The organism is Pseudomonas sp. TH34, from assembly GCF_016650865.1.
Lineage (GTDB): Bacteria > Pseudomonadota > Gammaproteobacteria > Pseudomonadales > Pseudomonadaceae > Aquipseudomonas > Aquipseudomonas yamanorum.
On sequence record NZ_JAEKFB010000029.1, the window covers coordinates 246871 to 273552 of the forward strand.

Genomic DNA, 26682 nt, shown 5'->3' on the forward strand with positions numbered 1-26682 from the left:
AAATCTGGTACTGACACACCGTATTCGCGAGCAAGCCCGCTCCCACATTTGCTCAGCGCTGTTCGGGAGAACGTGCGCAGAAGTCCCAAAATGGGAACGATCAGTCCCTTTTTGGGACCGATCCCACTTCGTCATATCGCCGCTGGGCTCACCTGCTCCAACGCCTGATCAACCAGTAACTGCCCCAGCTCACTCATCTGCTGAATGGCCAGCACCACACCGCGCTGGGAACCTTCCAATTCGAAGGCCAGGTTGGAGGTCAACGCGTTGAGTGAGGCAAAGGTTTCAGAAGCGTTGGCCAGCAGGGCTTCGGTGGATTGAGAGGGAGAGACGGCAAAGAGTGACGATGACGCAGGAGTCGGAAAGTAATGATCCATGGCACGCTCGGCGGCGGCCTGGAGTTTGCGGTGTTCGATTTCAGCGCTGTGAGGCGGATTGGGGGTAGGTTTGAACATGATGTGCAGCTCCGATATGTATTAGGGAAGCTGACACCGTCCGCTTGCACGCGAATAAGGTGGCAGCTGTGCGCAGGTGTGCAAGACCGGGCATATCGGACCCCGGCAGACCCCAAGGGATCTCCCACGCACAGCCGCCATAAGAAATACAGCAGGCATAAAAAACGCCCGTTGAATGGCTATGGGCGTTGGTGCGCCGACATGTAACCGGACTTGCACGTCCGTGTCACCGTTTTTTGCGATGACGGACGAAGACTAGGCGCGATCGCAGGGCACAACAAGTTCATGCACAGCGCGAGAGGTTGCAGGAAAAATCCGACTGTAAAGCACACGCCGATTGCTCCTACAAACTTTTCGGGTTGTTGCTCGGAACCCGTCTCTCTAGCCTTTTCGGTCCGAAGCATGTCACCGATTGGGCGTTATGAATCTGATATCCAAACCTGATACAAGGCCATTGCAGAGCGTGATGTATCACATCACAATCTCGCCATGATCGTTAGCTGGAAGCATAAAGGCCTCAGGGTCTTTTTTGAGACTGGTTCTACTAAAGGTATCAACGCAGACCATGCAAAACGCTTGCGTCGTGTGTTGCTGGTTCTGAATAGAGCCACACACCGTGATGAACTGGACATGCCCGGTTGGCGGTTTCACCGATTGAAAGGCGATCTGATCGACTACTGGTCCGTCAGTATCAGCGGTAACTGGCGCATTATTTTTCGGATGTTCAACGACCAGGTAGAACTGGTCGACTATTTGGACTATCACTGAGTAAAGGCATCGATATGGACATGCATAACCCTCCCCACCCTGGCGAAATCCTGCTTGAGGACGTGATCCCAGCCTTGGGCATCACCATTACTGAAATGGCACGGCGCCTTGGCTTCGCCAGAGAAACATTCTCTAGAATCCTCCACGGACATGCGCCAATCAGCCCGGATCTTGCGGTAAGGCTTGAACGGGCAGGTATCAGCAAAGCTCGGTTGTGGCTTTCGATGCAAAGTGCCTATGACCTGTGGCAGGCAGAGCATCGAGATCAACCGAAAATCGAACGGTTTGCACGGATTGACTGACGGTTACACTCAGGCCAACCCAGCCTCCACCAACAACGCCTCCAACCCCATCAAGTCCGGCACCCGGGCCACATGCTCCCCCACCTGCACCGCCGCCAGTTCCAGCGGGCACAACGGCACGTCCACATAACTCAGCTGGCTATCGAGCTTGTACGAACGCGGAATCCCCTGGATCACCAACGCAATAAACTTCAACGTCGGCCGTCCGCCCAAGGTATTCAGCACCACAATCCGTGCCCGCTCCCCGACCACGCCCGACTCACCACACGCGGCCTCAAAGCTGATCAACGGCAACTGCCGATCCCGCCAGGTAACCTGCCGCAAATACCACGGCGGCGCGTCGCTGGCCGGTTCGCCGCGCTGGAAGTCGATCAGCTCGGCCACGGCGACGTTGGGCAGCAACAGGTAGCGATCCGCCAATGGCAGCAGCAAGCCGGTGAGTTGCGTAGCGCGGTGATCAAGCACGGGACTTGCTCCAATAAGCGATGCTTTCCAGCAACACCGACTCTTGATAAGGCTTGCCGAGGTAGTCGTTGACGCCAATCGCCATCGCACGATCACGGTGTTTTTGCCCGGTGCGAGAGGTGATCATGATGATGGGCATGCGCATCAGCCGTGGGTCGTCGCGCACCTGGATCGCCACTTCGAAGCCGTCCATGCGCGGCATTTCAATGTCGAGCAGCATCAGGTCCGGCGTGTGTTCTTCCAGCACGGCCATGGCGTCGATACCATCCTTGGCGGTGAGCACGTTCATGCCGTTGCGCTCCAGCAGGCGGCTGGTGACTTTGCGTACGGTGACCGAGTCGTCCACCACCAGCACCAGCAACGGGCGCTTTTTCAGGGGGTCGTTGAGGATCAACGGTGCATCGGCTGCCTGGGCCGGCAACGCCGGGGGCCGTGCGCGGATATGCGCCAGCAGGTCGATGATCAGCACCACGCGGCCATCGCCAAGGATGGTTGCGCCCGACAGGCCCTTCACTCCGGCAAATTGCGGCCCCAGGCCCTTGACCACGATCTCCCGGGTCCCGGCCATGGCGTCCACCTGCACCGCCACACGCCGTTCGTTGCACTGCACCAGCAGCACCGGCAGCGGCTGGTACTGACCCAGTAAATTCGGACGGCCGACGGTGTGCAGCAGGTCGCCAAGGTAGAACAGCTCGTAGCGCTGGCCGGCGTATTCGTAACGCGGCGGATTCAGCTGATAGTGCCCTTCCAGCTCATGGGGCATGACCCGCACCAAGCCTTCGATGGTGTTCAGCGGGATCGCGTATTGATCATCTGCACACTGCACCATTAACGCCTGGTTGACCGACACGGTGAACGGCAGGCGAATGCGAAAGTGCACGCCCTCTCCCGGCGTCGAGTCGATGACCATCGAGCCGCCCAGCTGGCGCACTTCCTCATGCACCACGTCCATGCCCACGCCACGCCCGGAAATCTGGGTGATTTTTTCGGCAGTGGAAAACCCCGGTTGCAGGATGAACTGCAACACGTCGCGGTCGCTGATTTCCAGGTTGGGGTCGAGCAAGCCACGCTTGATCGCCTTGCGCCGCACGGCTTCAAGCGGCACGCCGGCGCCGTCGTCGCGCATGTCGAAAACGATGTCGCCGCCTTCGTGGGTCAGGTCCAGGGTGATCCGGCCTTTCTCGGGCTTGCCCGCCAGCAATCGCGCATCGCGGGATTCCAGGCCATGGTCGACGGCGTTGCGCAGCATATGCTCGAGCGGCGCAACCATGCGTTCCAGCACGTTGCGGTCCATCTCGCCTTCGGCGTTGCCGACGATGAATTCCACATCCTTGCCCAGTTCGCCCGCCACTTGCCGCACGATGCGTTTAAGCCGTGGCAGCATGCGCTCGAAGGGCACCATGCGCGTGCGCATCAGGCCTTCCTGCAGCTCGGTGTTGATGCGCGCCTGTTGCTGCAAAAGGTTGTGGGCGTCCTGGTTGCGACGCTCGAGGGTTTCCTTGAGGTCGAGCAGGTCGGAGGCGGACTCGAACAGGGCCCGGGACAGTTGTTGCAGTTGGGAATGGCGGTCCATTTCCAGCGGGTCGAATTCTTCGTAGCCCAGGCGTTCGGCCTCAGCTTGTTGACGGCTGAGAATGCGGCCCTGGGTTTCGGTGTCGAGCCGACGCAGTTGGTCGCGCATACGCTCGATGGTGGTTTCCACTTCGTTGAGGGCAATGCGCGCATCGTTGACCTGCTGCTCGATACGCCCACGGAAGATCGAGGTTTCACCGGCCAGGTTGACCAGGTCATCGAGCAAGTCGGCAGAGATCTTCACCATGTCGGCAGCCGGATCGCTGGCCGGCACCGCGTCGGTTTTGGTAGCCGTCAACGCCACCGGTGCGGCCGTCACTTCAGCCGGATGCACCAGGCTTTTGATCCGCTCGATCAGCAGATCCACCGAGCCCACCGGCATACCCGCCGCCACTGCATCGATCATCTGCGCCAGGCGGTCGTGGCAGCCTTGCAGCAACGCGAAGAGTTCCGCCGAGGGCGCCAGCAAACCAGCGGACAAGCCTTCGTAGAGAAACTCCAGCTCATGGGCCAGGTCGCCAATCGGGCCGATTTCGACCATCCGCGCGCCGCCCTTGAGGGTATGCAGGTCACGCAGCAGTGTCTCGACTTCCTGGCGATTTTTTGGCTCGGCCTGCCAGCGCAACAGCGCGGCGCCGGAGCTGTCGAGGATGTCGGCAGCTTCTTCGAGAAAGATATCCAGCAGCTCGGGATCACTGCCCGCCGTCTCGACTTCGGCGGCTGCGGCGGGCGCCGCTTGTCCGATGCCGTGGCGCAACTCACGCAAATGGCTGATCAGGTCGGAGGAGTCGCTCAACGGTTGCTGATGTTGCAACTGCTCAAGCAGCAGTGCCAGTCGCTCATGACTGGCCATCAACACGTTCGCCAACTCGCTGGAATAGCTGTAGCGACGGTCCACCAAACCTTCGTAAAGGTTTTCCAACTCAAGGGCCAAGTCGCCCACCGCGCCGATTTCAGCCATGCGCGCGCCACCCTTGAGGGTGTGCAAATCCCGTTGCAACGATGAGAGGGGGGCAGCGTTATCCGGGTCCAGCAGCCAGCGCTTGAGGGACTGGCCGGCGCTGTCGAGGATGTCCACCGCCTCTTCAAGAAATATCTCGACGATCTCATCGTCTACCGCAAAACCTTGGTCCAGCTTCGCCGTGGCGGCGCCCAGTTCGGAGATGCTCAGCGCGCGGCTGCCATCGGTTTTGATCAGCCCGGTGGCGGACGGGTCGAGGCCTTCATCCAGCAGCTCGCGCAGGGCTCGAACCCGTGCCGGCGCCGCGCTGATTTCCTGGCCGGCGGCCAGTTGGTCAAGCATGTTGATCAGGGCTTCGTGGGCCTGTTCCGCCTCGTGGAAGAAGCGTTCGCTGACCGCCAGGCTGCTTTCCTCCACCGCACCGTAGAGGTCGAGCAAGGCTTCGCACAATTCATCCATCGGGTGCAGGTCGGCCAGGTGCGCGCCTTCGCCGAGGGTGGTCAGTTCGTCCAGCAGCGCACTCAATTCCTGGCGCTCGCCGGGATGCTGTTGCCAGCGACGCAACAGGCTTTCGGCGTCCAGCAGGATGTCCATGCCCTGGGCCAGGAAGTTGGTGATCAACTGCGGGTCGCGCTTGATGCGTAGCCCAGTGCTGGGTGCATTCAGCAGGGCTTCAAGCTGGCTGTTCAGCAGGTTTTGCGTGCGTTCGATCAAGGCTGCTGCGCCGTTGATGGGCGCGTGGGGATCATTATCCAGCTGGCGCACGCCACGCTGGAACAGCGCCTCGGCTTCCAGCAGCAATTCGATTTCATCCAGGTCCAGCGGCAGGCGATGGGCCTTGTATTCGCGGGTCAGGTGATCCAGCGGGCGCGCCAGTTCGGCGATGGGCAACACGCCGGCCATATAGGCGCTGCCCTTGAGGGTATGCAGCGCCCGTTGCAATTCATCACTGACTTGCAGCGGCAGGTGCTCGGTGGCCTGTTGCAGGAAATGGTTGAGGCTGTCGAGGTGGCTCTGGGCTTCGTTGCGGAAGATTTCCAGCAACTGCGGGTCCAGGGTGGCCGGGTCGGTGGCCGAAGGCTCGACCCCGCTGGCCAAGGCATGCGCCCGCGCCGCCAGTTCGTCTACGTCATCGCGCTGGCGCTGGGCATCGTCGGCGAAATCGGTGATCAGCTCAGGCAGCAATTCCAACACATCGTCGAGCACCGCTTGCACATCCGGGCCCGGTGCGACGCTGCGCTCCAGCACGCGGTTGAGCAGATTTTCCACGGCCCAGGCCAGCTCCGCCAACACCAGGGCGCGCACCATACGGCCACTGCCTTTCAAGGTGTGGAAGGCGCGGCGCATTTCGCTCAGGGTGGCCTTGTCTGCCAGGCTCGCAGTGCCGGCGGGTACGTAGCGATGCAGCACGTCGAGGACTTCGGCGGTTTCTTCGAGGAAGACTTCCCGCAGTTCATCATCGATGGCTTCTTCACCGGCGGGCGGTGGCAACAGGCTGCCGGGACGCTGGAGTGCTGGCGGGTTGAGTCGTGAAGTGGGGCTGGCCAACGCATCGGCGAGGAACGGGGTTTGCTCCATGGGCGTCTCACCCTGCTCAAGCAGGGCCTGGCGCCACGGCTTCTCGGCCGGCAAATAGCCCAGTGCAGCGAGGCCTTCGGCGGCGACTTCCAGCACCCGTTCCCCCGGGGCGTCGTGGTCCTGCAGCATGCGCTCCAGGTAGTACTCGAGGCTGGTGAGCACATCGGCAAAATGCTCAAGCTGCGCCTCGGAAGGCGCGGCCTCACTGACCATCAATTGCTCGTTGACGTAATCGTTGCAGCCGCGCATCAGGCTCGCCGCACGGGGCAGCGGAATCATCGCCAGCGCACCGCGCACCTGGGTCAGCAACTCGGGCAGTGACTCCAGGCGCTGACGATCCCAGTGGGCCTCGATGCAGTCGATCACCAGCTCTTTGGCCTGGGTCAGGCACTGGCAGGATTCGCGGATCACCAGGTGATGGATCTGCGTCAGGTCGGTGGTGGGCAGGCGGCTTTCTTCCCGGCGTTCCGGCTCAACCGTGCCGACCATCCCGGCCAACGTCGCCTCGACGTAGAGCAAGGCGCCGGCGACGTCCATCAACACCGCATCGTTGGGCTCGCGCTGCCCTTGGGCCAGGCCGAGCACCACCGCCAATTGGTCGATGATCACTTTGCGCGGCTGGCCGAAACCCAATACCGCCAGGGTATCGGCGATCTGCCGCAAGGGCGCCAGCAAGGCCTCAAGGTCGGAGGCGTGCTGGCGGTCGCTGCGTACGAACAGGTCCAGGCGTTCCTTGACCCGCACCAACTCCTCGCACAACGCGCCGAGCACCGAGCCCATCGCGTCGCGGTCCGGGCCGGCCAGGCGGGCGCGTTCGGCATCCACCACGGCGCTGTCGGGCAGGGCTTCATCGAGGCCATAACGTTCTTTCAAACTTTGCATCCGTGGAGTCGGTCGGGTGACTTTGGCAACGTAGAACAACAGGCTCTTGAGCAACTCATCCGGGGCCGGGGTGTTGATGCCGTTGATACCCTGGATCAGCAGACGCTTGAGTTCCTTGTCGCAGGCTTTGAGCAAACTGCGTAACGCCGGGCTATTGGCAACCACGCCAATGAGCATGCCTTCCACCAGCGCCGAGGTCACCTGCCACAACGGTAACAGCGGCGCACCATGGCACAGGGCTTCGAGGCGGGCGAACACCCGCGCCATGTCTTCCAGGTTGCTGGGGCCGTGGTCTTCGCGCAGCAAGCCGACCAACGCCTGTTGCAGCATCTGCCGCCACTGACGCAGCAGCTCGGGGAAATCCTCCGGCGTGCGCTGGGCCAGCGCTTCCTCGGGCAGCGACGGGATCACCAGCAGTTGCGGGCTGAACAGGCTGGTTTCCGAGAGCAGGCTCTCGCCGCGCACGCTGCGCAGGTCGTTGAGCAGCGGCAGCACCACCAGGGGCAGGTCGCGGCGGGCGCTGTGCACGCGGTCGAGGTACAGCGGCAGTTGGCCGAGGCCCTGTTGCAGCAGGCGAATGCCTTCGTCGCGCTGGCTGACGCGCGCGCCTTGCAGGGCGAGGGCCAGTTGCTCCATTTCTTCGGCGAACAAGGCTGCACCGTAGAACTCGACCATCAGCAAACTGCCGTGGACCTGATGAATGCATTCCAGGCATTGGCCGATGGCTTCGCTGCTGCCTTCATCTACATAGGCGTCCAGCGCCGAACGGGCCTGTTTCAGGGTTTCGGCAATTTCGCCCTTGACCCATTCGAGGGCCACGTAGTCGTGCCGATCAACCATAACCGCTCCCGTCTGAATTCATGAGTTGCTGGTAGTGCTGGGTCATGCGTACACCGATCTCAAAACAAAGGAGATCAACTGTGGGAGCGGGCTTGCTCGCGAATGCGGTGGGTCAGCTAAAGATGAATCGACTGACACGCTGCTTTCGCGAGCAAGCCCGCTCCCACATGGGCTCGGTGGGGTTCTTGAGGGCGCATTTCATTCATCCACCTGCCGTGCCGCCGGCAAGGTGAACCCCGACACCGACCGCCGCAACTGACTGGCCATTTTTGCCAGGTTGCCGATGCTCTCGGCAGTGGCCGTGGAGCCCGACGAAGTCTGAGTGGTGATCTGTTGAATCACGTTCATCGTCAGGGAAATCTGCCCTGCCGACGACGTCTGCTGCTGCGCCGCGTTGGAGATACTTTGGATCAACGCCGCCAGGGTTTTCGACACGCCTTCGATCTCTTCCAGCGCCACGCCGGCGTCCTGGGCCAGCCGCGCACCGCGCACCACTTCGGTGGTGGTCTGCTCCATGGAAATCACCGCTTCGTTGGTGTCCGTCTGGATCGCCCGCACCAGGGTTTCGATCTGCCGCGTCGCCGCTGAAGAACGCTCGGCCAGGCGCTGTACTTCATCGGCCACCACCGCAAAACCACGCCCGGCGTCACCGGCCATGCTCGCCTGGATCGCCGCGTTGAGGGCGAGGATGTTGGTCTGCTCGGCGATGTCATCGATCAGGCTGACGATGTCGCCAATCTCCTGGGACGATTCCCCCAGGCGCTTGATGCGCTTGGCGGTGTCCTGAATCTGTTCGCGAATGTTGTCCATGCCGTGGATGGTGTTGTGCACCACCTCATTGCCTTTGTTGGCAATCTCTACCGAACGCTCGGCCACTGCCGACGATTCGGCGGCGTTGGCCGACACCTGGTCGATGGACTGGGCCATCTGGTTGATCGCCGTGGAGGCTTCGGCAATCTGCTGCGCCTGATGCTCCGACGCTTGGGCCAGGTGCATCGCGGTGGCCTGGGTGTCCTGCACCGCGCCAGCCACCTGGCCGGCGGTGAGGTTGATGGTCGCCACCAGGTCGCGCAGCTGGTCCACGGAATAGTTGATGGAGTCGGCGATGGTGCCGGTGAAGTCTTCGGTGACCGAGGCGGTGACGGTCAGGTCGCCGTCGGCCAGGTCTTCAATCTCGTCCAGCAGGCGCATGATCGCGTTCTGGTTGCGCTCGTTCTTCTCGGCGGTCTCCCGCAACTGGCGGTTGGTCTCGCGGACCATCACCAGGCCGATCAGGATGATCGAGGCCAGCGCCAGCAAGCCCAGCACGTAGCCGCCGATGGTGTCGAAAGTGCGCCCGTCCGCCAGGTTTTCAAAACCGGTGGCCAGGTGCGAGGCTTCGTCCAGCAGGGTTTGCGACAGGTTGAAAATATTGCTCGCCGAGGCGCGCACCTGGAACAGCTGCGGCGAAGTCTCGAGGATTTCATCCACGGAGCCGGAGACGAATTCGAATAGCTCGGAAATCTCCGCCAGCCGGGCGCGGGCGTCGTGATCTTCAACCTGGGTAATACGCAGCCCGGGATTGCCGTTGAGCATGCCGCTGAGCACCACGCCGAAACGGTTGGCATCGCGGCCAAAGGCATCGGCGGCCTGCACGGCGGTTTCGTCGCCCGCCAGCACGGTGTTCACTGCGCCGAGGATGCGTTCGGCCAGCAACGATTGGCGCTGGGCCAACGCCACCTGGCTGGCCGGAGCACCGCGCTGCAGGAGGATGTCGACGACCTTTTCCGACTCCATCTGCAATTGCGGAACGGTTTCCGCCAGGGTCGCGGCCACTTGATGCAGTGACAGCACCGTTTGCTCGCTGGCCAGAATCGCATCGGCGTTTTTCAGCAGCGCTTCCCAGTCGGTCTGCACAGCGCGCATTTCCGCACGCACGGCGGTGGGCGCAGCAGGCAGGCCGGTGGCGGGGTCACCTTTTTTCAGGTAACCCCAGCGCTGGGCAAAATCGTTGCGCGCATCCGCCAGCAGCTTGAACGCAGCGGCCTTGCCGGCGGCGGCCTCGGTGGCGTTCTTGGCGATGCGCTGGGACAGCACCCGCAGCTCACCGGCGTGACCGATGTACTGTTTGTCGTAGGTGGACTGGGTATTGAGGTACGCGAAGTTGGCGAACAGCAGCATGATGAACACGATCAGCGCGATAAACAGCACGATGATCTGCGAGCGGCTGCGGGACGCTTCCTGGGGTTTGGCGGGGGTAACGGTACTCATGCGGCAACATCCATGAAGCCTGGAGCCTGGGCCAGGGCGAAGGGGCTGAAGACCTGCCACAGCTGGTCGCCGTCGAACTGGCCCTGGATAAACGGCGCGTCGCCTGCGGTGCTCGTCGACAATGCGTCTTGTGCGAAATGCTGCATGCCCACCACCTCGTCCACCAACAGGCCGACAAACACGTCCTGATATTCCACCACCAGCACCCGCCGCTGTTTGCGCGCCACCGACAGGTCAAGGCCGAGGAACCCGCCCAAATCCATCACCGGCAGCAAGCGCCCCCGCAGGTTGGCCACGCCCTTGACCCACAGCTTGACCCCCGGCATCAAGGTGCAGCGCGGTTCGTGCAGCACTTCTGCGACCTCACCCATGGGCGCCACGTACCAGTGTTCACCCAGGCGAAACCCGATCCCGCTCCAGCTGTGCAGCCGGGTTTCCTGGGACGGCAGGTCGGCGGCCAGCAAGCGGCAGCGGCGGTCGATGTCCAGCAGCAGCTCGAAGGCGGTTTGCGACTCGGTCATGGGAACGTGCCGTCAGCCGGCCAGCACCTTGTTCAGGGTGGCGATCAGGGTTTCTTCGTCCACCGGCTTGGTCAGGTAATCCTTGGCGCCCTGGCGCTCGCCCCAGATCTTGTCGGTTTCCTGATCCTTGGTGGTGATGATGATCACCGGGATGTGCCCGGTTTCAGGGTCTTTGGTCAGTTGCCGGGTGGCCTGGAAGCCATTGAGGCCCGGCATGACGATGTCCATCAATACCGCGTCAGGCTTTTCCTGGCGGGCCAGCGCGACGCCGTCGCCGCCGTTCTGGGCCTTGAGGACTTCGTGACCATGCTTTTCGAGCATTTCAGTCAGTTTGTACATTTCAGTCGGCGAGTCGTCGACGATCAGAACACGTGCCATGGTTATCCCCACTTCTTTAGTAGACGCCAGCCCTCGTGGGGGCCCTCGTCAGTGTGCTTGTTCTACTGCGGCGAAGCCCGGTACATAGGCCTTGATCGCGCTCAGCAGTTCTTCCTTGCTGAAAGGCTTGGTCAAAAATTGATCAGAACCGACGATGCGCCCCTTGGCCTTGTCGAACAGACCATCCTTGGAAGACAACATGATCACCGGGATCGACTTGAACGCCGGGTTGTTCTTCACCAGCGCGCAGGTCTGATAGCCATCCAGGCGCGGCATCATGATGTCGACAAAGATAATGTGCGGGTGATGGTCAACAATCTTGGCCAGGGCATCGAAACCGTCGATGGCCGTGATGACGTCGCACCCTACGTTCTTCAACAGTGTTTCGGCCGTGCGGCGAATCGTTTTCGAATCGTCGATCACCATCACTTTCAAGGCGTTGGAATGCTGTTCCATATCTGCTCTACCATCGCCACAGCGAATAGGTTTTCGGTGTGTACTGCCTGATGTTGCACAGGACGAGCGTCAAAAGCCTCGGAATTCAAGGGCTGATGTGCCATGGCAGCCTTTTTAGCACAGTCTCAGAACGCAATCTATCGGCCGACCCGCGCGGTGGTTTTTCCTTGACCCACAACAGCCGCAGCGCCACTCTGACGCCACTTTTATGCGCCCTTATTTGCTAGAGGAAATCCCCCATGAGCGTTCGCGTCGGCATTGTCATGGACCCTATCGCCAGCATCTCCTATAAAAAGGATAGCTCGCTGGCCATGCTGCTGGCCGCCCAGGCCCGCGGCTGGAGCCTGTTCTATATGGAGCAGCCGGACCTTTACCAGGGCGACGGTGAAGCGCGGGCGCGGATGCGCCCGCTGCAGGTGTTTGCCAACCCTGAGAAGTGGTTCGAACTGCAAGACGAAATCGACAGCCCCCTGAGCGACCTCGACGTGATCCTGATGCGCAAGGATCCGCCGTTCGACATGGAGTTCGTCTACTCCACCTACCTGCTGGAGCAGGCCGAGCGCGCGGGCGTGCTGATCGTCAACAAGCCCCAGAGCCTGCGCGACTGCAATGAAAAGCTGTTCGCCACCTTGTTCCCACAGTGCACACCGCCCACCGTGGTCAGCCGCCGCGCCGATGTGCTGCGTGAATTCGCCGCCAAGCACGGTGATGTGATCCTCAAGCCGCTGGACGGCATGGGCGGCACGTCGATCTTCCGCCATCGTGCGGGCGACCCGAACCTGTCGGTGATCCTGGAAACCCTGACCGCGCTGGGCACCCAGCAGATCATGGGCCAGGCCTATATTCCGGCAATCAAGGACGGCGACAAGCGCATCCTGATGATCGATGGCGAGCCGGTGCCTTATTGCCTGGCACGCATTCCGGCAGCCGGCGAGACCCGTGGCAACCTGGCAGCCGGCGGCCGGGGCGAAGCCCGCCCGCTGACGGACAAGGATCGCTGGATTGCCGCCCAAGTCGGCCCAACCCTGCGCGAAAAGGGCCTACTGTTTGTAGGACTGGACGTAATTGGCGAGAACCTCACCGAAATCAACGTCACCAGTCCGACCTGTATTCGCGAGATCGACAATGCATTTGGCACGAACATCGGCGAAATGCTGATGGCGGCCATTGCCTCCAAGCTACAAGCCAAGTGACATAGAACAGCCGGACACAAACCAACATTGCGTTATCATGCGCCACCTGTGAAACGCGCGATGTTGGTTTTCTTGTCATGACGCTCCCGCCCGATCTGCCCCCCGAACTCTCCCACAGCGGCGTGCGCCCGGCTGATCGGCTCGGATTTACCCTGTTTCTCGCGGCGTTGATTCACCTGGCGTTGATCCTCGGCCTGGGTTTCACCTTTGCCGAACCCAAGCAGATCACCAAGACCCTGGAAATCACCCTCGCCACCTTCAAAAGCGAAAAGAAGCCCGAGAAGGCTGATTTTCTCGCCCAGGACAACCAGCAAGGCAGCGGCACCCTCGACAAGAAGGCCGTGCCCAAGACCACCGAAGTGGCGCCGTTCCAAGACAACAAGGTCAATAAGGTCACGCCACCGCCAGCGCCCAAGCCGGAGGTGAAACAGGCTGCACCCAAGGCCGCTGTCACTACCGTCGCACCCAAACCGCAAAAAGCGCCCACTCAACGGGAAAAGGCCAAGACCGAACCCACGCCTGCCCCGCCGGCCCCGACGTTTGATAGCTCGCAACTCTCCAGTGAAATCTCCAGCCTGGAAGCCGAACTGGCCCACGAACAACAGCTGTACGCCAAGCGCCCGCGGATCTACCGCCTGAATGCTGCCTCCACCATGCGCGACAAAGGCGCCTGGTATAAGGACGAGTGGCGCAAGAAGGTCGAGCGCATCGGCAACCTGAACTACCCGGACGAAGCCCGCCGCCAGCAGATCTACGGCAATTTGCGACTGCTGGTGTCGATCAACCGCGACGGCACCTTGTACGAAGTGCAGGTGCTGGAGTCCTCCGGCCAACCGCTACTGGACCAGGCGGCGCAACGCATCGTGCGCCTGGCGGCGCCTTTTGCGCCGTTTACCGGGGACTTGAACGACATCGACCGTCTGGAAATCATTCGCACCTGGCGCTTTGCCAAAGGTGATCGGCTGTCGAGCAATTGACGCTGACGGTGACTTCCTGCGCATCCTCAGCTTGTCAGTTCGCCCCTCCAACGCCACACTAGCGGACATGAAAAATGTCAGCCCGACCTACCTCAAGCACCAATTCCTGATCGCCATGCCCCATATGGCCGACCCGAACTTTGCGCAGACCTTGACCTACATCGTCGAGCACACCGCCAATGGTGCGATGGGGCTGGTGGTCAACCGCCCGCAAGACCTGAACCTGGCCGATATCCTCGAGCAACTGCGCCCGGACATCGACCCGCCAGCCAACTGCCAGCACGTACCGATCTATATCGGCGGGCCAGTGCAGACTGACCGGGGTTTTGTGCTGCACCCCACCGGGCCGAAATTCCAGGCGACCGTGGACCTTGAAGGGCTGTCGCTTTCCACTTCCCAGGATGTGTTGTTCGCCATCGCCGATGGCATCGGGCCTGATCAAAGCGTAATCACCCTGGGCTACGCCGGTTGGGAAGCCGGGCAACTGGAGGCCGAACTGGCGAGCAATGCCTGGCTGACCTGCCCGTTTGACGCCGACATCCTGTTCAACACCCCCAGCGAACTGCGCCTTGAAGCCGCCGCCGCCAAGCTGCGGATCAACCTCAGCCTGTTGACCAGCCAGGCGGGGCACGCCTGATGGCCTTGCGTCTGATCCTCGGCTTTGACTACGGCACCAAACAGATCGGCGTAGCGGTCGGCCAGGTCATCACCGGCCAGGCCCGCGAGCTGTGCACCTTGAAAGCCCAGAACGGCGTGCCGGACTGGAACCAGGTCGAAGCCCTGATCAAGGAGTGGAAGCCCGACGCCGTCGTGGTCGGCCTGCCCTTGAACATGGACGGTACCCCGAGCGAGATGTGCCTGCGGGCTGAAAAGTTCGCCCGACGCCTGAATGGCCGCTACAACCTGCCCTTCTATACCCACGATGAACGCCTGACCACCTTTGAAGCCAAGGGCGAGCGCCGCGATCGTGGCGGGCAGAAAGGCAGCTACCGCGACAACCCGGTGGATGCCATCGCCGCAGCCTTGCTGTTGCAGGGCTGGCTGGATGAAAACACCGCTTTATTTGAATCCTGACTGACGCGGCTTGCCGCGTCTTCTTACGTTTGAGCCCGGACCTTGCAGGCAACCCCCGCCGCGCAAGGCCTTGAAGGAGCCACCATGAGCCTGCCCAATCCCGCCGACCTGATCAGCCAGATGGCGATCCGCCTCAAGGCGCACCTGGAACACCGCGCCATCAGCGAGCCGCGTTTTATCGGCATCCGCACCGGTGGCGTGTGGGTGGCCCAGGCGCTCTTGGAAGAACTGGGCAGCGACTCGCCCCTCGGCACCCTGGACGTGTCCTTCTACCGCGACGACTTCAGCCAGAACGGCCTGCACCCGCAAGTGCGTCCTTCGGCCTTGCCGTTCGAGATCGAAGGCCAGCACCTGGTGCTGATCGATGACGTCCTGATGAGCGGTCGCACCATCCGCGCCGCCATGAACGAGCTGTTCGACTACGGCCGCCCGGCCAGCGTGACGCTGGTCTGCCTGCTGGACCTGGATGCCGGTGAATTGCCGATCAGCCCGGACGTGGTCGGTGCCACCCTGTCCCTGGAAGCCCACCAGCGGGTAAAATTGTCCGGTCCCACGCCGCTCGAACTCGAACTGCAAGACCTTGCCCTTTAAACCGCCTTGTAAAGAGTCCCCGCGATGACGCCTCTAGATGCCAAGCGCCCGCTGCAGCTCAATGCTCAGGGCCAGCTGCAACACTTCCTGTCCCTCGACGGCTTGCCCCGCGAACTGCTCACCGAAATCCTCGACACGGCCGACTCGTTCCTCGAAGTCGGCGGTCGGGCGGTGAAAAAAGTCCCGCTGTTACGCGGCAAGACCATCTGCAACGTGTTCTTCGAGAACTCGACCCGCACCCGCACCACCTTTGAGCTGGCGGCCCAGCGCCTGTCGGCCGACGTGATCACCCTGAACGTGTCCACCTCGTCGGCGAGCAAGGGCGAAACCCTGCTCGACACCCTGCGCAACCTGGAAGCCATGGCCGCCGACATGTTCGTGGTGCGCCACGGCGACTCCGGTGCTGCGCACTTCATCGCCGAGCACGTGTGCCCGAACGTGGCGATCATCAACGGCGGCGACGGCCGTCACGCCCACCCGACCCAAGGCATGCTCGACATGCTGACTATCCGCCGGCACAAGGGCAGCTTTGAAAACCTCTCGGTGGCCATCGTCGGCGACATCCTGCACTCGCGGGTAGCGCGCTCGAACATGCTGGCCCTGAAAGCCCTGGGTTGCCCGGACATCCGCGTGATCGCCCCCAAAACCCTGCTGCCGATCGGCATCGAGCAGTACGGCGTGAAGGTCTACACCGACATGACCGAAGGCCTCGAGGATGTGGACGTGGTGATCATGCTGCGCCTGCAGCGCGAGCGCATGGCGGGCGGCCTGTTGCCGAGCGAAGGCGAGTTCTATCGCCTGTTCGGCCTGACCACCGCGCGCCTGGCCGGCGCCAAGCCGGATGCCATCGTGATGCACCCGGGGCCGATCAACCGAGGGGTGGAGATTGAGTCGGCAGTGGCCGACGGCCCGCAGTCGGTGATTCTCAACCAGGTGACCTACGGCATCGCCGTCCGCATGGCCGTGTTGTCCATGGCCATGAGCGGGCAAACCGCACAACGTCAATTCGAGCAGGAGAACGCCCAGTGAAGCTCAGCATTCTCGGCGCCCGAGTCATCGATCCGGCCAGCGGCCTGGATCAAGTCACCGATCTGCATCTGGAAGCCGGCAAGATCATTGCCATCGGCGCCGCACCCGCAGGCTTCAGCGCCAGTGAAACCATCGACGCCAAAGGCCTGATCGCCGCGCCCGGGCTGGTGGACCTGAACGTCGCCCTGCGCGAACCGGGTTACAGCCGCAAAGGCAGCATCGCCAGCGAAACCCGCGCCGCCGCAGCCGGCGGCGTCACCAGCCTGTGCTGCCCGCCCCACACCAAGCCGGTGCTGGACACCTCGGCCGTGACCGAGCTGATCCTCGACCGCGCCCGCGAAGCCGGTAACTGCAAAGTGTTCCCCATCGGCGCCCTGAGCAAAGGCCTGGACGGTGAACAGTTGGCCGAGCTGATCGCCTTGCGCGACGCTGGCTGTGTGGCCTTTGGCAACGGTCTGGAGAGCTTTCGCAGCACCCGCACCCTGTGCCGCGCCCTGGAATATGCAGCGACCTTCGACCTGACGGTGATTTTCCACTCCCAGGACCGCGACCTGGCCGAAGGCGGCCTGGCCCACGAAGGCGCCACCGCCAGCTTCCTCGGCCTGCCGGGCATCCCGGAAACCGCCGAGACCGTGGCCCTGGCCCGGGACCTGCTGCTGGTGGAGCAAAGCGGCGTGCGTGCGCACTTCAGCCAGTTGACCAGCGCTCGCGGCGTGGCCCTGATCGCTCAGGCCCAAGCCCGCGGTTTGCCGGTGACGGCGGATGTGGCGTTGTATCAGCTGATTTTGACGGACGAGGCGCTGATCGACTTCTCCAGCCTGTATCACGTGCAGCCACCCCTGCGTACTCGCGCTGACCGTGACGGTTTGCGGGCGGCGGTGAAGTCCGGGGTGGTTTCGGCGATTTCCAGCCATCACCAACCCCACGAGCGTGACGCCAAGCTGGCGCCGTTCGGCGCGACGGAACCGGGTATCAGCAGCGTCGAGCTGTTGCTGCCGCTGGCAATGACATTGGTGGAGGATGGCTTGCTGGACCTGCCGACGCTGCTGGCGCGCCTCAGTGCAGGCCCTGCCGAGGCCCTGCGCCTGCCGGCGGGCAAGTTGGCAGTGGGTTCGGCGGCGGACCTGGTGCTGTTTGATCCGGCCAGCTCCACGATTGCCGGGGAGCACTGGCTGTCCAAGGGTGAGAACTGCCCGTTCATCGGCCATAGCCTGCCGGCGACTGTGCGGTACACCTTGGTGGATGGGCGGATCAGCTACCAGGCCTGAAAACCGATCCAGAGTGGGCACAGTCAGTGTGGGAGCTGGCTTGCCTGCGATGCGGGCACCTCGGTGTATCTGATGCACCGAGGCGATGCTATCGCGGGCAAGCCCGACTCCCACATTGACCGTGCCTACATGGGATTTGTGTGAGGCTTAACGACCGCCGTTGCGCTCGGCATTGCGGATCGAAATCTGCGTATTCAACGTCCAGAAGTCATACAACACACCGATCAGGAACAAGCCCCCAGTCAGCAAGTAAATGATCCCGCTGATCCATTTGCCCTGATACATGCGGTGCAACCCGAACACGCCCAGGAACGCCAACAGGATCCAGGCCACGTTGTATTCAATCGGCCCGGCCGTAAATCGCAGGTCCGCTTCCCGGTCCATTGCCGGAATCAGGAACAAGTCGATCAGCCAGCCGATCCCGAACAAACCGAAGGTGAAAAACCAGATCGTCCCGGTCACCGGCTTGCCGTAATAAAAGCGGTGAGCACCGGTAAAACCGAAAATCCAGAGCAGGTAACCGATCACCTTGCTGTGGGTGTCTTGTTGCGAAACATCCTGTCGATAGGTGTTCATGGAGTACCTCTTTTGCCTCGATAGATAAATTTTTTCATTTTCTTTGTGACTTTTTTACGGGCGCCCGACGCACGGCAAATGGTATCTTCCTTCCCGCAAAGCCTTATGCCACCTGACCTGAGTAGGACAATAGCGGCAATTCGTCGCGTTTTTCCTGAATTTGACCCCAGGGTTCAGTCGACAAACGGCCTTAGAACGACACAAAAAGCTGTTATAAAGTTGCGCGCAAACCAAAAAGAGCCACGCCTAATGCGACCATTTTTCAAGACATGGCTAACCATCTGCCTATTAATGCCACTGGCCGCCCACGCCACCAATCGTGAGCAACGACTTCCCAACGTTAACGGTTTCACCCCTAAAGTTCACGCTACCACCAGCTCCGCCAAATCGGTGAAGCTGACCGTGAAACGCCCGACTCAACTGAGCAAGGCCCACGGTAAAACAGCACCAGGGCTGATGGCCGTCAACACCAAGCAAAGCAGCAACGTCCTCAGCCGCGCCGTCAACGTGCTCGGTACCCCTTATCGTTGGGGCGGCAGCAGCCCAAGTAAAGGGTTCGACTGCAGTGGTTTGGTGAAATATGCGTTTAACGACGTAAAAGCCGTGGATTTGCCGCGCACTTCCAACGCCATGGCCGCCGGCCACGGGCTGAAGGTTGAGCGCAAGGACTTGAAACCGGGTGACCTGCTGTTCTTCAAACTGAAGAGCCGCCAGGTCAACCACGTTGCCATTTACCTAGGCAACGACCGTTTTATCCACGCACCGCGTCGTGGCAAGTCCGTGAGCATCGATACGCTGAAGAAGCCGTTCTGGGACAAGAACTACGTGATTGCCAAGCGTGTCCTGCCTAAAGAGCAGAACAATCTGCGGATAGTGCAGCGCTGATACCCGGCCGACTTGGGAGCGGGCTTGTGTGGGAGCGGGCTTGCTCGCGAATGCGGAGTGTCAGTCGATACATGCTTGACTGATACACCGCATTCGCGAGCAAGCCCGACTCCCACATTAGTTTTTCAGCGCCCACGCGACCTCAAATATCCCCAGGCACCCTCGCCTTCTCCCGCGCATGTTCCCGGCTGATCAGCCCCTGGCTGACCAACGCCTTCAAGCTCATGTCCAGCGTCGTCATCCCCAGCGCCCCACCGGTCTGGATCGCCGAGTACATCTGCGCCACCTTGTCCTCGCGGATCAGGTTACGGATCGCCGGTGTACCCAGCATGATTTCATGCACCGCCACCCGCCCGCCGCCGACTTTCTTCACCAGCACCTGAGACACCACCGCCTGCAATGACTCCGAGAGCATCGAGCGGACCATGGCCTTTTCCCCTGCCGGAAACACATCCACCACTCGATCCACGGTTTTAGCCGCCGACGTGGTGTGCAGCGTGCCGAACACCAGATGCCCGGTTTCCGCCGCCGTGAGTGCGAGCCGAATGGTTTCCAGATCCCGCAATTCGCCCACCAGGATCACATCCGGGTCCTCCCGCAATGCCGATCGCAGGGCGGCCGAGAAGCTATGGGTGTCGCGATGCACCTGCCGCTGGTTGATCAGGGCGTTTTTCGGTTGATGGATGAACTCGATCGGGTCTTCGAGGGTGAGGATGTGGTGGCGACGATGGGTGTTGAGGTAATCGATCATCGCCGCCAGGGTGGTGGACTTGCCGGAACCGGTCGGCCCGGTGACCAGTACCAGCCCCCGAGGCAGGTCCGCGATGCGCCGGAACACCTCGCCCAACCCGAGGCTTTCCAAACTCTGCACCGTTGAGGGAATGGTACGAAACACGGCGCCCATGCCCCGGTGCTGCTGGAACACATTCACCCGAAACCGCGCCACCTCGGGTAACTCGAAGGCAAAATCCGTTTCAAGAGATGTTTCGAAATCCTTTTGCTGATGATTGTTCAGCAAGGGGCTGAGTAACTCCGCGATTTGCGTAGGTTCAAGCACCGGCCAGTCGAGAGGCCAGACTTCGCCATCAACTCGCAGCATCGGCGCCAACCCGGCCGACAGATGCAGGTCCGAGGCCCGCCGGCGTACGCCGGCAGCCAGCAGTTCAGTGATATCCATAGGGCTTTCCATTTCCAGTAGAATGCCGCGGACTCCATATCCACGGGCGCAACTTGAATGTCGACCATAGCAGACAACATCGGCCTGGTTTCCGAGCGGATCCGTGCCGCCACCCAGGCCGCGCAGCGCGACGCAGGCAGCGTGCACCTGCTGGCCGTGAGCAAGACCAAACCCGCACAAGCCGTGCGCGAAGCCTATGCCGCCGGGCTGCGTGATTTTGGTGAGAACTATCTGCAGGAAGCCCTGGGCAAACAGGCCGAATTAACCGACCTGCCCTTGAGTTGGCACTTCATCGGCCCCATTCAATCGAACAAGACTCGTGCGATCGCCGAGAACTTCGCTTGGGTGCATTCCGTGGACCGCCTGAAAATCGCACAACGCCTGTCCGAGCAACGCCCGGCTGACCTGCCGCCGCTGAATATCTGCATTCAGGTCAACGTCAGTGGCGAAGCCAGCAAGTCCGGCTGTACACCCGCCGACCTGCCCGCCCTGGCCGAAGCCATCAGCGCCCTGCCGCGCCTGAAGCTGCGTGGCTTGATGGCGATCCCCGAGCCAACCGACGACCGTGCAGAGCAGGACGCAGCCTTCGCCACCGTACGCGACCTGCAAGCGAGCCTGAACCTGGGGCTCGATACACTTTCCATGGGCATGAGCCATGACCTTGAGTCGGCCATCGCCCAAGGGGCCACCTGGGTGCGGATCGGTACTGCCCTGTTTGGTGCCCGCGACTACGGCCAGCCGTGAAATGGCTGACTTCCATTTGAATAAGGACCTGTCATGAGCAACACGCGTATTGCCTTTATCGGCGCCGGCAACATGGCGGCCAGCCTGATCGGCGGCCTGCGGGCCAAGGGCCTGGAAGCACAACAGATTCGCGCCAGCGACCCGGGCGCCGATACTCGCGCCCGCGTCAGCGCCGAGCACGGCATCGACACCTTCGCCGACAACGCAGAAGCGATTGAAGGCGTGGACGTGGTGGTGCTGGCGGTTAAGCCACAAGCCATGAAAGCCGTGTGCGAAAGCCTGCGCCCAAGCCTCAAGCCCCATCAACTGGTGGTGTCCATCGCCGCCGGCATCACCTGCGCCAGCATGACCCACTGGCTCGGCGCCCAGCCGATTGTGCGTTGCATGCCCAACACCCCGGCGCTGCTGCGCAAGGGCGTGAGCGGCTTGTACGCCACGTCCGAAGTCACTGCCCAACAGCGTGATCAGGCACAGGAGCTGCTATCCGCCGTGGGTATCGCCGTGTGGCTGGAACACGAGCAGCAACTGGACGCTGTCACCGCCGTGTCCGGCAGTGGCCCGGCGTATTTCTTCCTGCTGATCGAGGCCATGACCGCTGCTGGCGTGAAACTCGGCCTGCCACAGGAAGTCGCCGAGCAATTGGCCGAGCAAACCGCACTGGGCGCCGCGCAGATGGCCGTGACCAGTGATGTCGACGCCGCCGAGTTGCGCCGTCGCGTGACCTCGCCGGGCGGCACCACCCAAGCGGCAATCGAATCGTTCCAGGCCGGGGGCTTTGAAGCCCTGGTGGAAAAAGCACTGGGTGCCGCAGCACATCGTTCGGCCGAAATGGCCGAGCAGCTGGGCAAATAGTTGTCCCCCACATAGGAATTAAACATGCTCGGAATCAATGACGCTGCCATTTTCATCATCCAGACCCTGGGCAGCCTGTACCTGCTGATCGTGCTGATGCGTTTTATCCTGCAACTGGTGCGGGCGAACTTCTACAACCCGCTGTGCCAGTTCGTGGTGAAGGCCACGCAACCGCTGCTCAAGCCACTGCGCCGGGTAATCCCGAGCATGTTCGGCCTGGACATGTCCTCACTGGTGCTGGCGCTGCTCCTGCAAATCCTGCTGTTCGCGGTCATCTTGCTGCTCAACGGCTACCAGGCCACCACGCTGCTGTTGCTGCCGTGGGCCTTGATCGGGATTTTCTCGCTGTTTTTGAAGATCATTTTCTGGTCGATGATCATCAGCGTGATCCTGTCTTGGGTCGCTCCGGGTAGCCGCAGCCCTGGCGCAGAGTTGGTGGGGCAGATCACTGAACCGGTGCTGGCACCGTTCCGCCGCCTGATACCGAACCTGGGTGGCCTGGATATCTCGCCGATCTTCGCGTTTATCGCGATTCAGCTGCTGCAAAGCTGGGTGATTCCGCGCCTGGCTTTCTACGCATTCATGCCCAAAGAACTGTTCGGTCTGATCTGACGACAATGTGGCGAGGGAGCTTGCTCCCGCTGGGCTGCGCAGCAGCCCCAAAAGGCCGACCGCGTTGCATCTGCAAAATTGCGGCAGCCGGACTGGGACCGCTTCGCGCTCCAGCGGGAGCAAGCTCCCTAGCCACAAAAAGCCTTAAAAACACCAGCAGCAGGCCTTTGCTTGCCGCTGGGTGCAGCGGTCTTTAGACTTACGCCTCATTTAAACGAGAGCAGGGTCGATGCCAGCTGCCTTCCCCCCGATTCTGTTGGACTGGTCGTGCCCCAAGTGGCGCACTTCAGCGAACCGCTGGCCCTGGCCTGCGGCCGTTCGCTGCCCGCCTACGACCTGATCTATGAAACCTACGGCCAACTGAACGCCACGGGCAGCAATGCCGTGCTGATCTGCCACGCCTTGTCCGGCCATCACCACGCTGCAGGTTTCCACAGCATGGACGAGCGCAAGCCCGGCTGGTGGGACAGCTGCATCGGCCCGGGCAAACCGATCGACACCAACAAGTTCTTCGTCGTCAGCCTGAACAACCTCGGCGGCTGCAACGGCTCCACTGGCCCCAGCAGCCTCAACCCGGAAACCGGCAAGCCGTTTGGCGCGGATTTCCCGGTACTGACCGTGGAAGACTGGGTGCACAGCCAGGCGCGCCTGGCCGACGTACTGGGCATCGCCCAATGGGCCGCGGTAATCGGCGGCAGCCTGGGCGGCATGCAGGCCCTGCAATGGACCATCACCTACCCGGACCGCGTGCGCCATTGCCTGGCCATCGCTTCGGCCCCCAAGCTGTCGGCGCAGAACATCGCCTTCAACGAAGTGGCGCGCCAGGCGATCCTCACCGACCCGGAGTTCCACGGCGGTTCGTTCCAGGAAGCGGGGGTGATCCCCAAGCGCGGCCTGATGCTCGCGCGCATGGTAGGGCACATCACCTACCTGTCGGATGACTCCATGGGCGAGAAGTTCGGCCGTGGCCTCAAGAGCGAGAAGCTCAACTACGACTTCCACAGCGTCGAGTTCCAGGTCGAGAGCTACCTGCGTTATCAGGGTGAGGAGTTTTCCGGGCGTTTCGACGCCAACACCTACCTGCTGATGACCAAGGCCCTGGACTACTTCGACCCGGCGGCGAACTTCGACGATGACCTGGCGCGCACCTTCGAGGCGGCCACCGCCAAGTTCTGCGTGATGTCGTTCACCACCGACTGGCGCTTCTCCCCGGCCCGCTCGCGAGAACTGGTGGATGCGCTGATGGCCGCGAAGAAAGACGTCTGCTACCTGGAGATCGACGCACCGCAAGGCCACGACGCCTTCCTGATCCCGATCCCGCGCTACCTACAGGCCTTTAGCAACTACATGAACCGAATAGCGCTTATATGAATTGCTTACGCTTTGGGAGAACGCCATGAGAGCCGACCTGGAAATCATCCAAGACTGGATCCCCGCCGGCAGCCGCGTGCTCGACCTGGGTTGCGGCGATGGCGAACTGCTGAGCTGGCTGCGCGACAACAAGCAAGTCACCGGCTATGGCCTGGAAAACGACCCGGACAACATCGCCCAGTGCGTGGCCAAGGGCATCAACGTGATCGAGCAGGACCTGGACAAGGGCCTCGGCAACTTTGCCAGCAACAGCTTCGACATCGTGGTCATGACCCAGGCGCTGCAAGCCGTGCACTACCCGGACCGGATCCTCGACGAAATGTTGCGGGTCGGCCGCCAGTGCATCATTACTTTCCCCAATTTCGGCCACTGGCGCTGCCGCTGGTACCTGGCCACCAAGGGCCGCATGCCGGTGTCGGATTTCCTGCCCTACACCTGGTACAACACGCCCAACATCCACTTCTGCACCTTCGAAGACTTCGAAGCGCTGTGCAGCGAGCGCGAAGCCAAAGTCATCAACCGCCTTGCGGTCGATCAACAGCACCGTCACGGCTGGGCGAGTAAGCTATGGCCCAACCTGCTGGGTGAGATCGGGATCTACCGGGTCAGCAGCCCGGGCCTGACGGACCACCAGATTGCCGTCTAACCATTTTCAAGGAGGACGAACATGAGTCGTTTGGCTACTTTTTTACTCACCGCGTGCCTGAGCGTCAGCGCTATGGCGGCGGATGTTATCGATGGTAATCGCCAGAAAGAATTCGGCGATATCACGGTGCACTACAACACCCTGACCACCAGTTTCCTGACACCGGAAATGGCCCAGGAAGCCGGGATCGTACGCAGCAAAGAGCTGGGCATGATCAATGTGTTTGTGAACAAGGGCGTCGAATCGATAGACGCCACCGTCACCGGCACGATCAAAGACCTGAGCGGCAAGAGCGAGATGCTGACGTTCAAGAAAATTACCCAGAAAGGTTCTACGCTTTACGTCGCCCAGTACCCGGTGCCGCAGCAGGAAACCAAGATTTTCACCATCAACGTTGAAACCGGTGGCAAAGCCCACGGTTTCAGTTTCAACCAGGAACTGTTTCCGGCCGAATGATGAACCTCACACAACTCGTACTGGCCAGCCATAACGCCGGCAAGCTCAAAGAACTCCAGGCCATGCTCGGCGACTCGGTGCAATTGCGCTCGATTGGCGAGTTCAGCCAGGTAGAGCCGGAAGAGACCGGCCTTTCGTTCGTCGAGAACGCCATCCTCAAGGCCCGTAATGCTGCGCGCATTTCCGGCCTGCCGGCACTGGCCGATGATTCGGGCTTGGCCGTGGATTTCCTCGGTGGTGCCCCAGGCATCTACTCGGCGCGTTACGCCGACGGCAAAGGCGATGCGGCCAACAACGCCAAACTGCTCGACGCCCTCAAGGACGTGCCCGACGCGAAGCGCGGCGCACAGTTCGTCTGCGTACTGGCCCTGGTGCGTCACGCCGATGATCCACTGCCGATCCTCTGTGAAGGCCTGTGGCACGGTCGTATCCTGCACGCGGCCAGCGGCGAGCACGGCTTTGGCTACGACCCGCTGTTCTGGGTGCCGGAGCGCAATGTCTCCAGTGCCGAACTCAGCCCGGCCGACAAAAACCAGATCAGCCACCGTGCTCGCGCAATGGATTTGCTGCGCCAGCGTCTGGGACTGAAATGACCCAGAACACCTCCGCGCAGCCACTGATTCTCGGTGGCGCGCAAACACCTCGGGCAGCCCTGCCTCACCTGCCGCCCCTGGCGCTGTACATCCACATCCCGTGGTGCGTGCGCAAATGCCCCTATTGCGACTTCAACTCCCACACCGTCAGCAAGGTGCTGCCGGAAGAAGAGTACGTCGACGCATTGCTGGCCGACCTCGATCAGGACCTGCACGCGGTGTATGGCCGTGAGCTGAGTTCGATCTTTTTCGGCGGCGGCACCCCGAGCCTGTTCAGCGCCACTGCGCTGGGCCGGTTGCTCAAGGGCGTGGAAGCGCGCATCCCGTTTGCCAGCGACATCGAGATCACCCTGGAAGCCAACCCCGGCACCTTCGAGCAAGAGAAGTTCGTGGCGTACCGCAAGCTGGGGATCAATCGGCTGTCGATTGGTATCCAGAGTTTCCAGCAGGAAAAACTCGAAGCCCTGGGCCGTATCCACAACGGTGACGAAGCCGTGCGTGCCGCCGGGATGGCGCGCCAGGCCGGGTTCGACAACTTCAACCTGGACCTGATGCACGGCTTGCCCGATCAGTCCCTGGACGACGCCCTGAGCGACCTGCGCCAGGCCATTGCCCTCAAGCCCACGCACCTGTCCTGGTATCAACTGACCCTGGAACCCAACACCGTGTTCTGGAACCAGCCGCCCGTGCTGCCGGAAGACGACACCCTGTGGGACATTCAGGAAGCCGGCCAGGCGTTGCTTGCCGAACACGGTTACGCCCAGTACGAAGTCTCGGCCTACGCCCAACCGGGCCGGCCGGCGCGGCACAACCTGAACTACTGGAGCTTTGGCGATTTTATCGGCATCGGTGCCGGTGCCCACGGCAAGCTCAGCCACCCGGACGGGCGCATCGTGCGCACCTGGAAAACCCGCGCACCGAAGGACTACCTCAACCCGGCGAAAAACTACCAGGCCGGCGCGAAAGAACTGACCAACGAAGAGTTACCGTTCGAGTTCCTGATGAACGCCCTGCGCCTCACCGACGGCGTCGAAGCCAGGCTTTACGCCGAGCGCACCGGCCTTGAGCTGGCGAGTCTCGATGAGGCCCGTCGTGAGGCAGAACAAAGTGGCTTAATGCAGGTCGAACCGTCACGCCTGGCGGCCACCGACCGCGGGCAACTCTTTCTCAATGACCTGCTGCAGAAGTTTTTGAGCTGATTGCTCTTAAG

The 26682-nt window shown here is 61.8% G+C and carries 26 protein-coding genes and 1 pseudogene; 18 read left to right on the forward strand and 9 right to left on the reverse strand.

Annotation, left to right across the window (positions count from 1 at the left end):
- Nucleotides 1–131: 131 nt before the first annotated feature.
- Nucleotides 132–455, reverse strand: a complete 324-nt coding sequence (locus JFU58_RS22160) for a DUF6124 family protein (protein WP_201142305.1) — start codon at nt 453–455, stop codon at nt 132–134.
- 489 nt (nt 456–944) lie between these two features.
- Here JFU58_RS22160 and JFU58_RS22165 point away from each other — a divergent pair, with 489 nt between their 5' ends.
- Nucleotides 945–1223 (forward strand): type II toxin-antitoxin system RelE/ParE family toxin, encoded by a 279-nt coding sequence (locus JFU58_RS22165; RefSeq protein WP_087693244.1) that lies wholly within the window; start codon nt 945–947, stop codon nt 1221–1223.
- Between the two features lie 14 nt (nt 1224–1237).
- The gene (locus JFU58_RS22170) at nt 1238–1525 is read left to right on the forward strand and encodes a HigA family addiction module antitoxin (protein ID WP_087693245.1); all 288 of its coding nucleotides are present in this window, start codon (nt 1238–1240) and stop codon (nt 1523–1525) included.
- 9 nt (nt 1526–1534) lie between these two features.
- Here JFU58_RS22170 and JFU58_RS22175 read toward each other — a convergent pair whose 3' ends face one another.
- From JFU58_RS22175 to pilG, 6 genes are all read right to left on the reverse strand, one after another.
- Nucleotides 1535–1990: a chemotaxis protein CheW gene (locus JFU58_RS22175; protein ID WP_093204100.1), complete on the reverse strand. Its 456-nt coding sequence runs from the start codon at nt 1988–1990 to the stop codon at nt 1535–1537.
- Nucleotides 1983–7823 carry an Hpt domain-containing protein gene (locus JFU58_RS22180; protein WP_201142312.1) on the reverse strand — a complete coding sequence of 1947 codons (5841 nt, stop codon included), beginning with the start codon at nt 7821–7823 and terminating at the stop codon, nt 1983–1985. The genes JFU58_RS22175 and JFU58_RS22180 overlap by 8 nt, the downstream gene beginning before the upstream one ends.
- 198 nt (nt 7824–8021) lie before the next feature.
- The gene (locus JFU58_RS22185; protein WP_177025597.1) at nt 8022–10073 is read right to left on the reverse strand and encodes a methyl-accepting chemotaxis protein; all 2052 of its coding nucleotides are present in this window, start codon (nt 10071–10073) and stop codon (nt 8022–8024) included.
- Nucleotides 10070–10594 carry a chemotaxis protein CheW gene (locus JFU58_RS22190; RefSeq protein ID WP_063026522.1) on the reverse strand — a complete coding sequence of 175 codons (525 nt, stop codon included), beginning with the start codon at nt 10592–10594 and terminating at the stop codon, nt 10070–10072. The genes JFU58_RS22185 and JFU58_RS22190 overlap by 4 nt, the downstream gene beginning before the upstream one ends.
- A gap of 12 nt (nt 10595–10606) precedes the next feature.
- Nucleotides 10607–10972, reverse strand: coding sequence for a twitching motility response regulator PilH (pilH, locus tag JFU58_RS22195; protein ID WP_017476512.1), 366 nt, complete (start codon nt 10970–10972; stop codon nt 10607–10609).
- A 48-nt stretch (nt 10973–11020) separates the two neighbouring features.
- On the reverse strand, nt 11021–11428 hold the full coding sequence (gene pilG, locus JFU58_RS22200; protein ID WP_003213736.1) for a twitching motility response regulator PilG: 408 nt from the start codon (nt 11426–11428) through the stop codon (nt 11021–11023).
- A gap of 239 nt (nt 11429–11667) precedes the next feature.
- Between pilG and gshB the strand changes: the two genes are divergently transcribed.
- The 7 genes from gshB to JFU58_RS22235 all read left to right on the forward strand — a co-directional run bounded on the left by gshB (nt 11668) and on the right by JFU58_RS22235 (nt 17560).
- Nucleotides 11668–12621 carry a glutathione synthase gene (gshB, locus tag JFU58_RS22205; protein WP_010167673.1) on the forward strand — a complete coding sequence of 318 codons (954 nt, stop codon included), beginning with the start codon at nt 11668–11670 and terminating at the stop codon, nt 12619–12621.
- Nucleotides 12622–12698: 77 nt separating this feature from the next.
- Nucleotides 12699–13598, forward strand: a complete 900-nt coding sequence (locus JFU58_RS22210; protein ID WP_017476513.1) for an energy transducer TonB — start codon at nt 12699–12701, stop codon at nt 13596–13598.
- A 67-nt stretch (nt 13599–13665) separates the two neighbouring features.
- On the forward strand, nt 13666–14235 hold the full coding sequence (locus tag JFU58_RS22215) for a YqgE/AlgH family protein (RefSeq protein WP_063026519.1): 570 nt from the start codon (nt 13666–13668) through the stop codon (nt 14233–14235).
- The gene (ruvX, locus tag JFU58_RS22220) at nt 14235–14672 is read left to right on the forward strand and encodes a Holliday junction resolvase RuvX (protein ID WP_003213744.1); all 438 of its coding nucleotides are present in this window, start codon (nt 14235–14237) and stop codon (nt 14670–14672) included. Before JFU58_RS22215 ends, ruvX begins: the two co-directional genes overlap by 1 nt.
- An 84-nt stretch (nt 14673–14756) precedes the next feature.
- Nucleotides 14757–15263: a bifunctional pyr operon transcriptional regulator/uracil phosphoribosyltransferase PyrR gene (gene pyrR, locus JFU58_RS22225; protein WP_003213746.1), complete on the forward strand. Its 507-nt coding sequence runs from the start codon at nt 14757–14759 to the stop codon at nt 15261–15263.
- Nucleotides 15264–15287: 24 nt separating this feature from the next.
- Nucleotides 15288–16292 carry an aspartate carbamoyltransferase catalytic subunit gene (locus tag JFU58_RS22230; protein WP_201142314.1) on the forward strand — a complete coding sequence of 335 codons (1005 nt, stop codon included), beginning with the start codon at nt 15288–15290 and terminating at the stop codon, nt 16290–16292.
- On the forward strand, nt 16289–17560 hold the full coding sequence (locus JFU58_RS22235; RefSeq protein ID WP_063026517.1) for a dihydroorotase: 1272 nt from the start codon (nt 16289–16291) through the stop codon (nt 17558–17560). Before JFU58_RS22230 ends, JFU58_RS22235 begins: the two co-directional genes overlap by 4 nt.
- Nucleotides 17561–17707: 147 nt before the next feature.
- Here JFU58_RS22235 and JFU58_RS22240 read toward each other — a convergent pair whose 3' ends face one another.
- Entirely contained in the window at nt 17708–18136 is a 429-nt protein-coding gene (locus tag JFU58_RS22240) for an NINE protein (RefSeq protein ID WP_003213752.1), read from the reverse strand.
- Nucleotides 18137–18385: 249 nt separating this feature from the next.
- Here JFU58_RS22240 and JFU58_RS22245 point away from each other — a divergent pair, with 249 nt between their 5' ends.
- Nucleotides 18386–19021, forward strand: coding sequence for a C40 family peptidase (locus JFU58_RS22245; protein WP_032868331.1), 636 nt, complete (start codon nt 18386–18388; stop codon nt 19019–19021).
- A gap of 142 nt (nt 19022–19163) precedes the next feature.
- On the opposite strand, the gene JFU58_RS22250 is transcribed toward JFU58_RS22245, so the two are convergent.
- Nucleotides 19164–20198 (reverse strand): type IV pilus twitching motility protein PilT, encoded by a 1035-nt coding sequence (locus tag JFU58_RS22250; RefSeq protein ID WP_201142316.1) that lies wholly within the window; start codon nt 20196–20198, stop codon nt 19164–19166.
- Nucleotides 20199–20255: 57 nt separating this feature from the next.
- On the opposite strand from JFU58_RS22250, the gene JFU58_RS22255 reads away from it, so the two are divergent.
- The 8 genes and pseudogenes from JFU58_RS22255 to hemW all read left to right on the forward strand — a co-directional run bounded on the left by JFU58_RS22255 (nt 20256) and on the right by hemW (nt 26671).
- Entirely contained in the window at nt 20256–20942 is a 687-nt protein-coding gene (locus JFU58_RS22255) for a YggS family pyridoxal phosphate-dependent enzyme (protein ID WP_201142318.1), read from the forward strand.
- Between the two features lie 33 nt (nt 20943–20975).
- Entirely contained in the window at nt 20976–21794 is an 819-nt protein-coding gene (gene proC, locus JFU58_RS22260) for a pyrroline-5-carboxylate reductase (protein WP_063026514.1), read from the forward strand.
- 24 nt (nt 21795–21818) lie between these two features.
- Nucleotides 21819–22406, forward strand: coding sequence for a YggT family protein (locus tag JFU58_RS22265; protein WP_017476523.1), 588 nt, complete (start codon nt 21819–21821; stop codon nt 22404–22406).
- Nucleotides 22407–22635: 229 nt separating this feature from the next.
- Nucleotides 22636–23777 (forward strand): annotated as a pseudogene (gene metX, locus JFU58_RS22270) (homoserine O-succinyltransferase MetX).
- Between the two features lie 25 nt (nt 23778–23802).
- The gene (metW, locus tag JFU58_RS22275; protein ID WP_076012994.1) at nt 23803–24423 is read left to right on the forward strand and encodes a methionine biosynthesis protein MetW; all 621 of its coding nucleotides are present in this window, start codon (nt 23803–23805) and stop codon (nt 24421–24423) included.
- A 21-nt stretch (nt 24424–24444) separates the two neighbouring features.
- Entirely contained in the window at nt 24445–24879 is a 435-nt protein-coding gene (locus JFU58_RS22280) for a DUF4426 domain-containing protein (protein WP_017476526.1), read from the forward strand.
- Nucleotides 24876–25472, forward strand: coding sequence for an RdgB/HAM1 family non-canonical purine NTP pyrophosphatase (gene rdgB / locus JFU58_RS22285; RefSeq protein WP_093204057.1), 597 nt, complete (start codon nt 24876–24878; stop codon nt 25470–25472). Before JFU58_RS22280 ends, rdgB begins: the two co-directional genes overlap by 4 nt.
- Complete coding sequence (gene hemW, locus JFU58_RS22290) at nt 25469–26671, forward strand: radical SAM family heme chaperone HemW (RefSeq protein ID WP_242488310.1); 1203 nt, start codon at nt 25469–25471, stop codon at nt 26669–26671. Before rdgB ends, hemW begins: the two co-directional genes overlap by 4 nt.
- The last annotated feature ends 11 nt before the right edge of the window (nt 26672–26682 follow it).

Excerpts from the sequence above, each read along its gene's own strand:
- JFU58_RS22160 (WP_201142305.1), bottom strand. The coding sequence starts at position 455 with ATGTTCAAACCTACCCCCAATCCGCCTCACAGCGCTGAAATCGAACAC.
- JFU58_RS22165 (WP_087693244.1), top strand. The coding sequence starts at position 945 with ATGATCGTTAGCTGGAAGCATAAAGGCCTCAGGGTCTTTTTTGAGACT.
- JFU58_RS22170 (WP_087693245.1), top strand. The coding sequence starts at position 1,238 with ATGGACATGCATAACCCTCCCCACCCTGGCGAAATCCTGCTTGAGGAC.
- JFU58_RS22180 (WP_201142312.1), bottom strand. The coding sequence starts at position 7,823 with ATGGTTGATCGGCACGACTACGTGGCCCTCGAATGGGTCAAGGGCGAA.
- JFU58_RS22185 (WP_177025597.1), bottom strand. The coding sequence starts at position 10,073 with ATGAGTACCGTTACCCCCGCCAAACCCCAGGAAGCGTCCCGCAGCCGC.
- JFU58_RS22190 (WP_063026522.1), bottom strand. The coding sequence starts at position 10,594 with ATGACCGAGTCGCAAACCGCCTTCGAGCTGCTGCTGGACATCGACCGC.
- pilH (WP_017476512.1), bottom strand. The coding sequence starts at position 10,972 with ATGGCACGTGTTCTGATCGTCGACGACTCGCCGACTGAAATGTACAAA.
- pilG (WP_003213736.1), bottom strand. The coding sequence starts at position 11,428 with ATGGAACAGCATTCCAACGCCTTGAAAGTGATGGTGATCGACGATTCG.
- gshB (WP_010167673.1), top strand. The coding sequence starts at position 11,668 with ATGAGCGTTCGCGTCGGCATTGTCATGGACCCTATCGCCAGCATCTCC.
- JFU58_RS22210 (WP_017476513.1), top strand. The coding sequence starts at position 12,699 with ATGACGCTCCCGCCCGATCTGCCCCCCGAACTCTCCCACAGCGGCGTG.
- JFU58_RS22215 (WP_063026519.1), top strand. The coding sequence starts at position 13,666 with ATGAAAAATGTCAGCCCGACCTACCTCAAGCACCAATTCCTGATCGCC.
- ruvX (WP_003213744.1), top strand. The coding sequence starts at position 14,235 with ATGGCCTTGCGTCTGATCCTCGGCTTTGACTACGGCACCAAACAGATC.
- pyrR (WP_003213746.1), top strand. The coding sequence starts at position 14,757 with ATGAGCCTGCCCAATCCCGCCGACCTGATCAGCCAGATGGCGATCCGC.
- JFU58_RS22230 (WP_201142314.1), top strand. The coding sequence starts at position 15,288 with ATGACGCCTCTAGATGCCAAGCGCCCGCTGCAGCTCAATGCTCAGGGC.
- JFU58_RS22240 (WP_003213752.1), bottom strand. The coding sequence starts at position 18,136 with ATGAACACCTATCGACAGGATGTTTCGCAACAAGACACCCACAGCAAG.
- JFU58_RS22245 (WP_032868331.1), top strand. The coding sequence starts at position 18,386 with ATGCGACCATTTTTCAAGACATGGCTAACCATCTGCCTATTAATGCCA.
- JFU58_RS22250 (WP_201142316.1), bottom strand. The coding sequence starts at position 20,198 with ATGGATATCACTGAACTGCTGGCTGCCGGCGTACGCCGGCGGGCCTCG.
- JFU58_RS22255 (WP_201142318.1), top strand. The coding sequence starts at position 20,256 with ATGTCGACCATAGCAGACAACATCGGCCTGGTTTCCGAGCGGATCCGT.
- proC (WP_063026514.1), top strand. The coding sequence starts at position 20,976 with ATGAGCAACACGCGTATTGCCTTTATCGGCGCCGGCAACATGGCGGCC.
- JFU58_RS22265 (WP_017476523.1), top strand. The coding sequence starts at position 21,819 with ATGCTCGGAATCAATGACGCTGCCATTTTCATCATCCAGACCCTGGGC.
- metW (WP_076012994.1), top strand. The coding sequence starts at position 23,803 with ATGAGAGCCGACCTGGAAATCATCCAAGACTGGATCCCCGCCGGCAGC.
- JFU58_RS22280 (WP_017476526.1), top strand. The coding sequence starts at position 24,445 with ATGAGTCGTTTGGCTACTTTTTTACTCACCGCGTGCCTGAGCGTCAGC.
- rdgB (WP_093204057.1), top strand. The coding sequence starts at position 24,876 with ATGATGAACCTCACACAACTCGTACTGGCCAGCCATAACGCCGGCAAG.
- hemW (WP_242488310.1), top strand. The coding sequence starts at position 25,469 with ATGACCCAGAACACCTCCGCGCAGCCACTGATTCTCGGTGGCGCGCAA.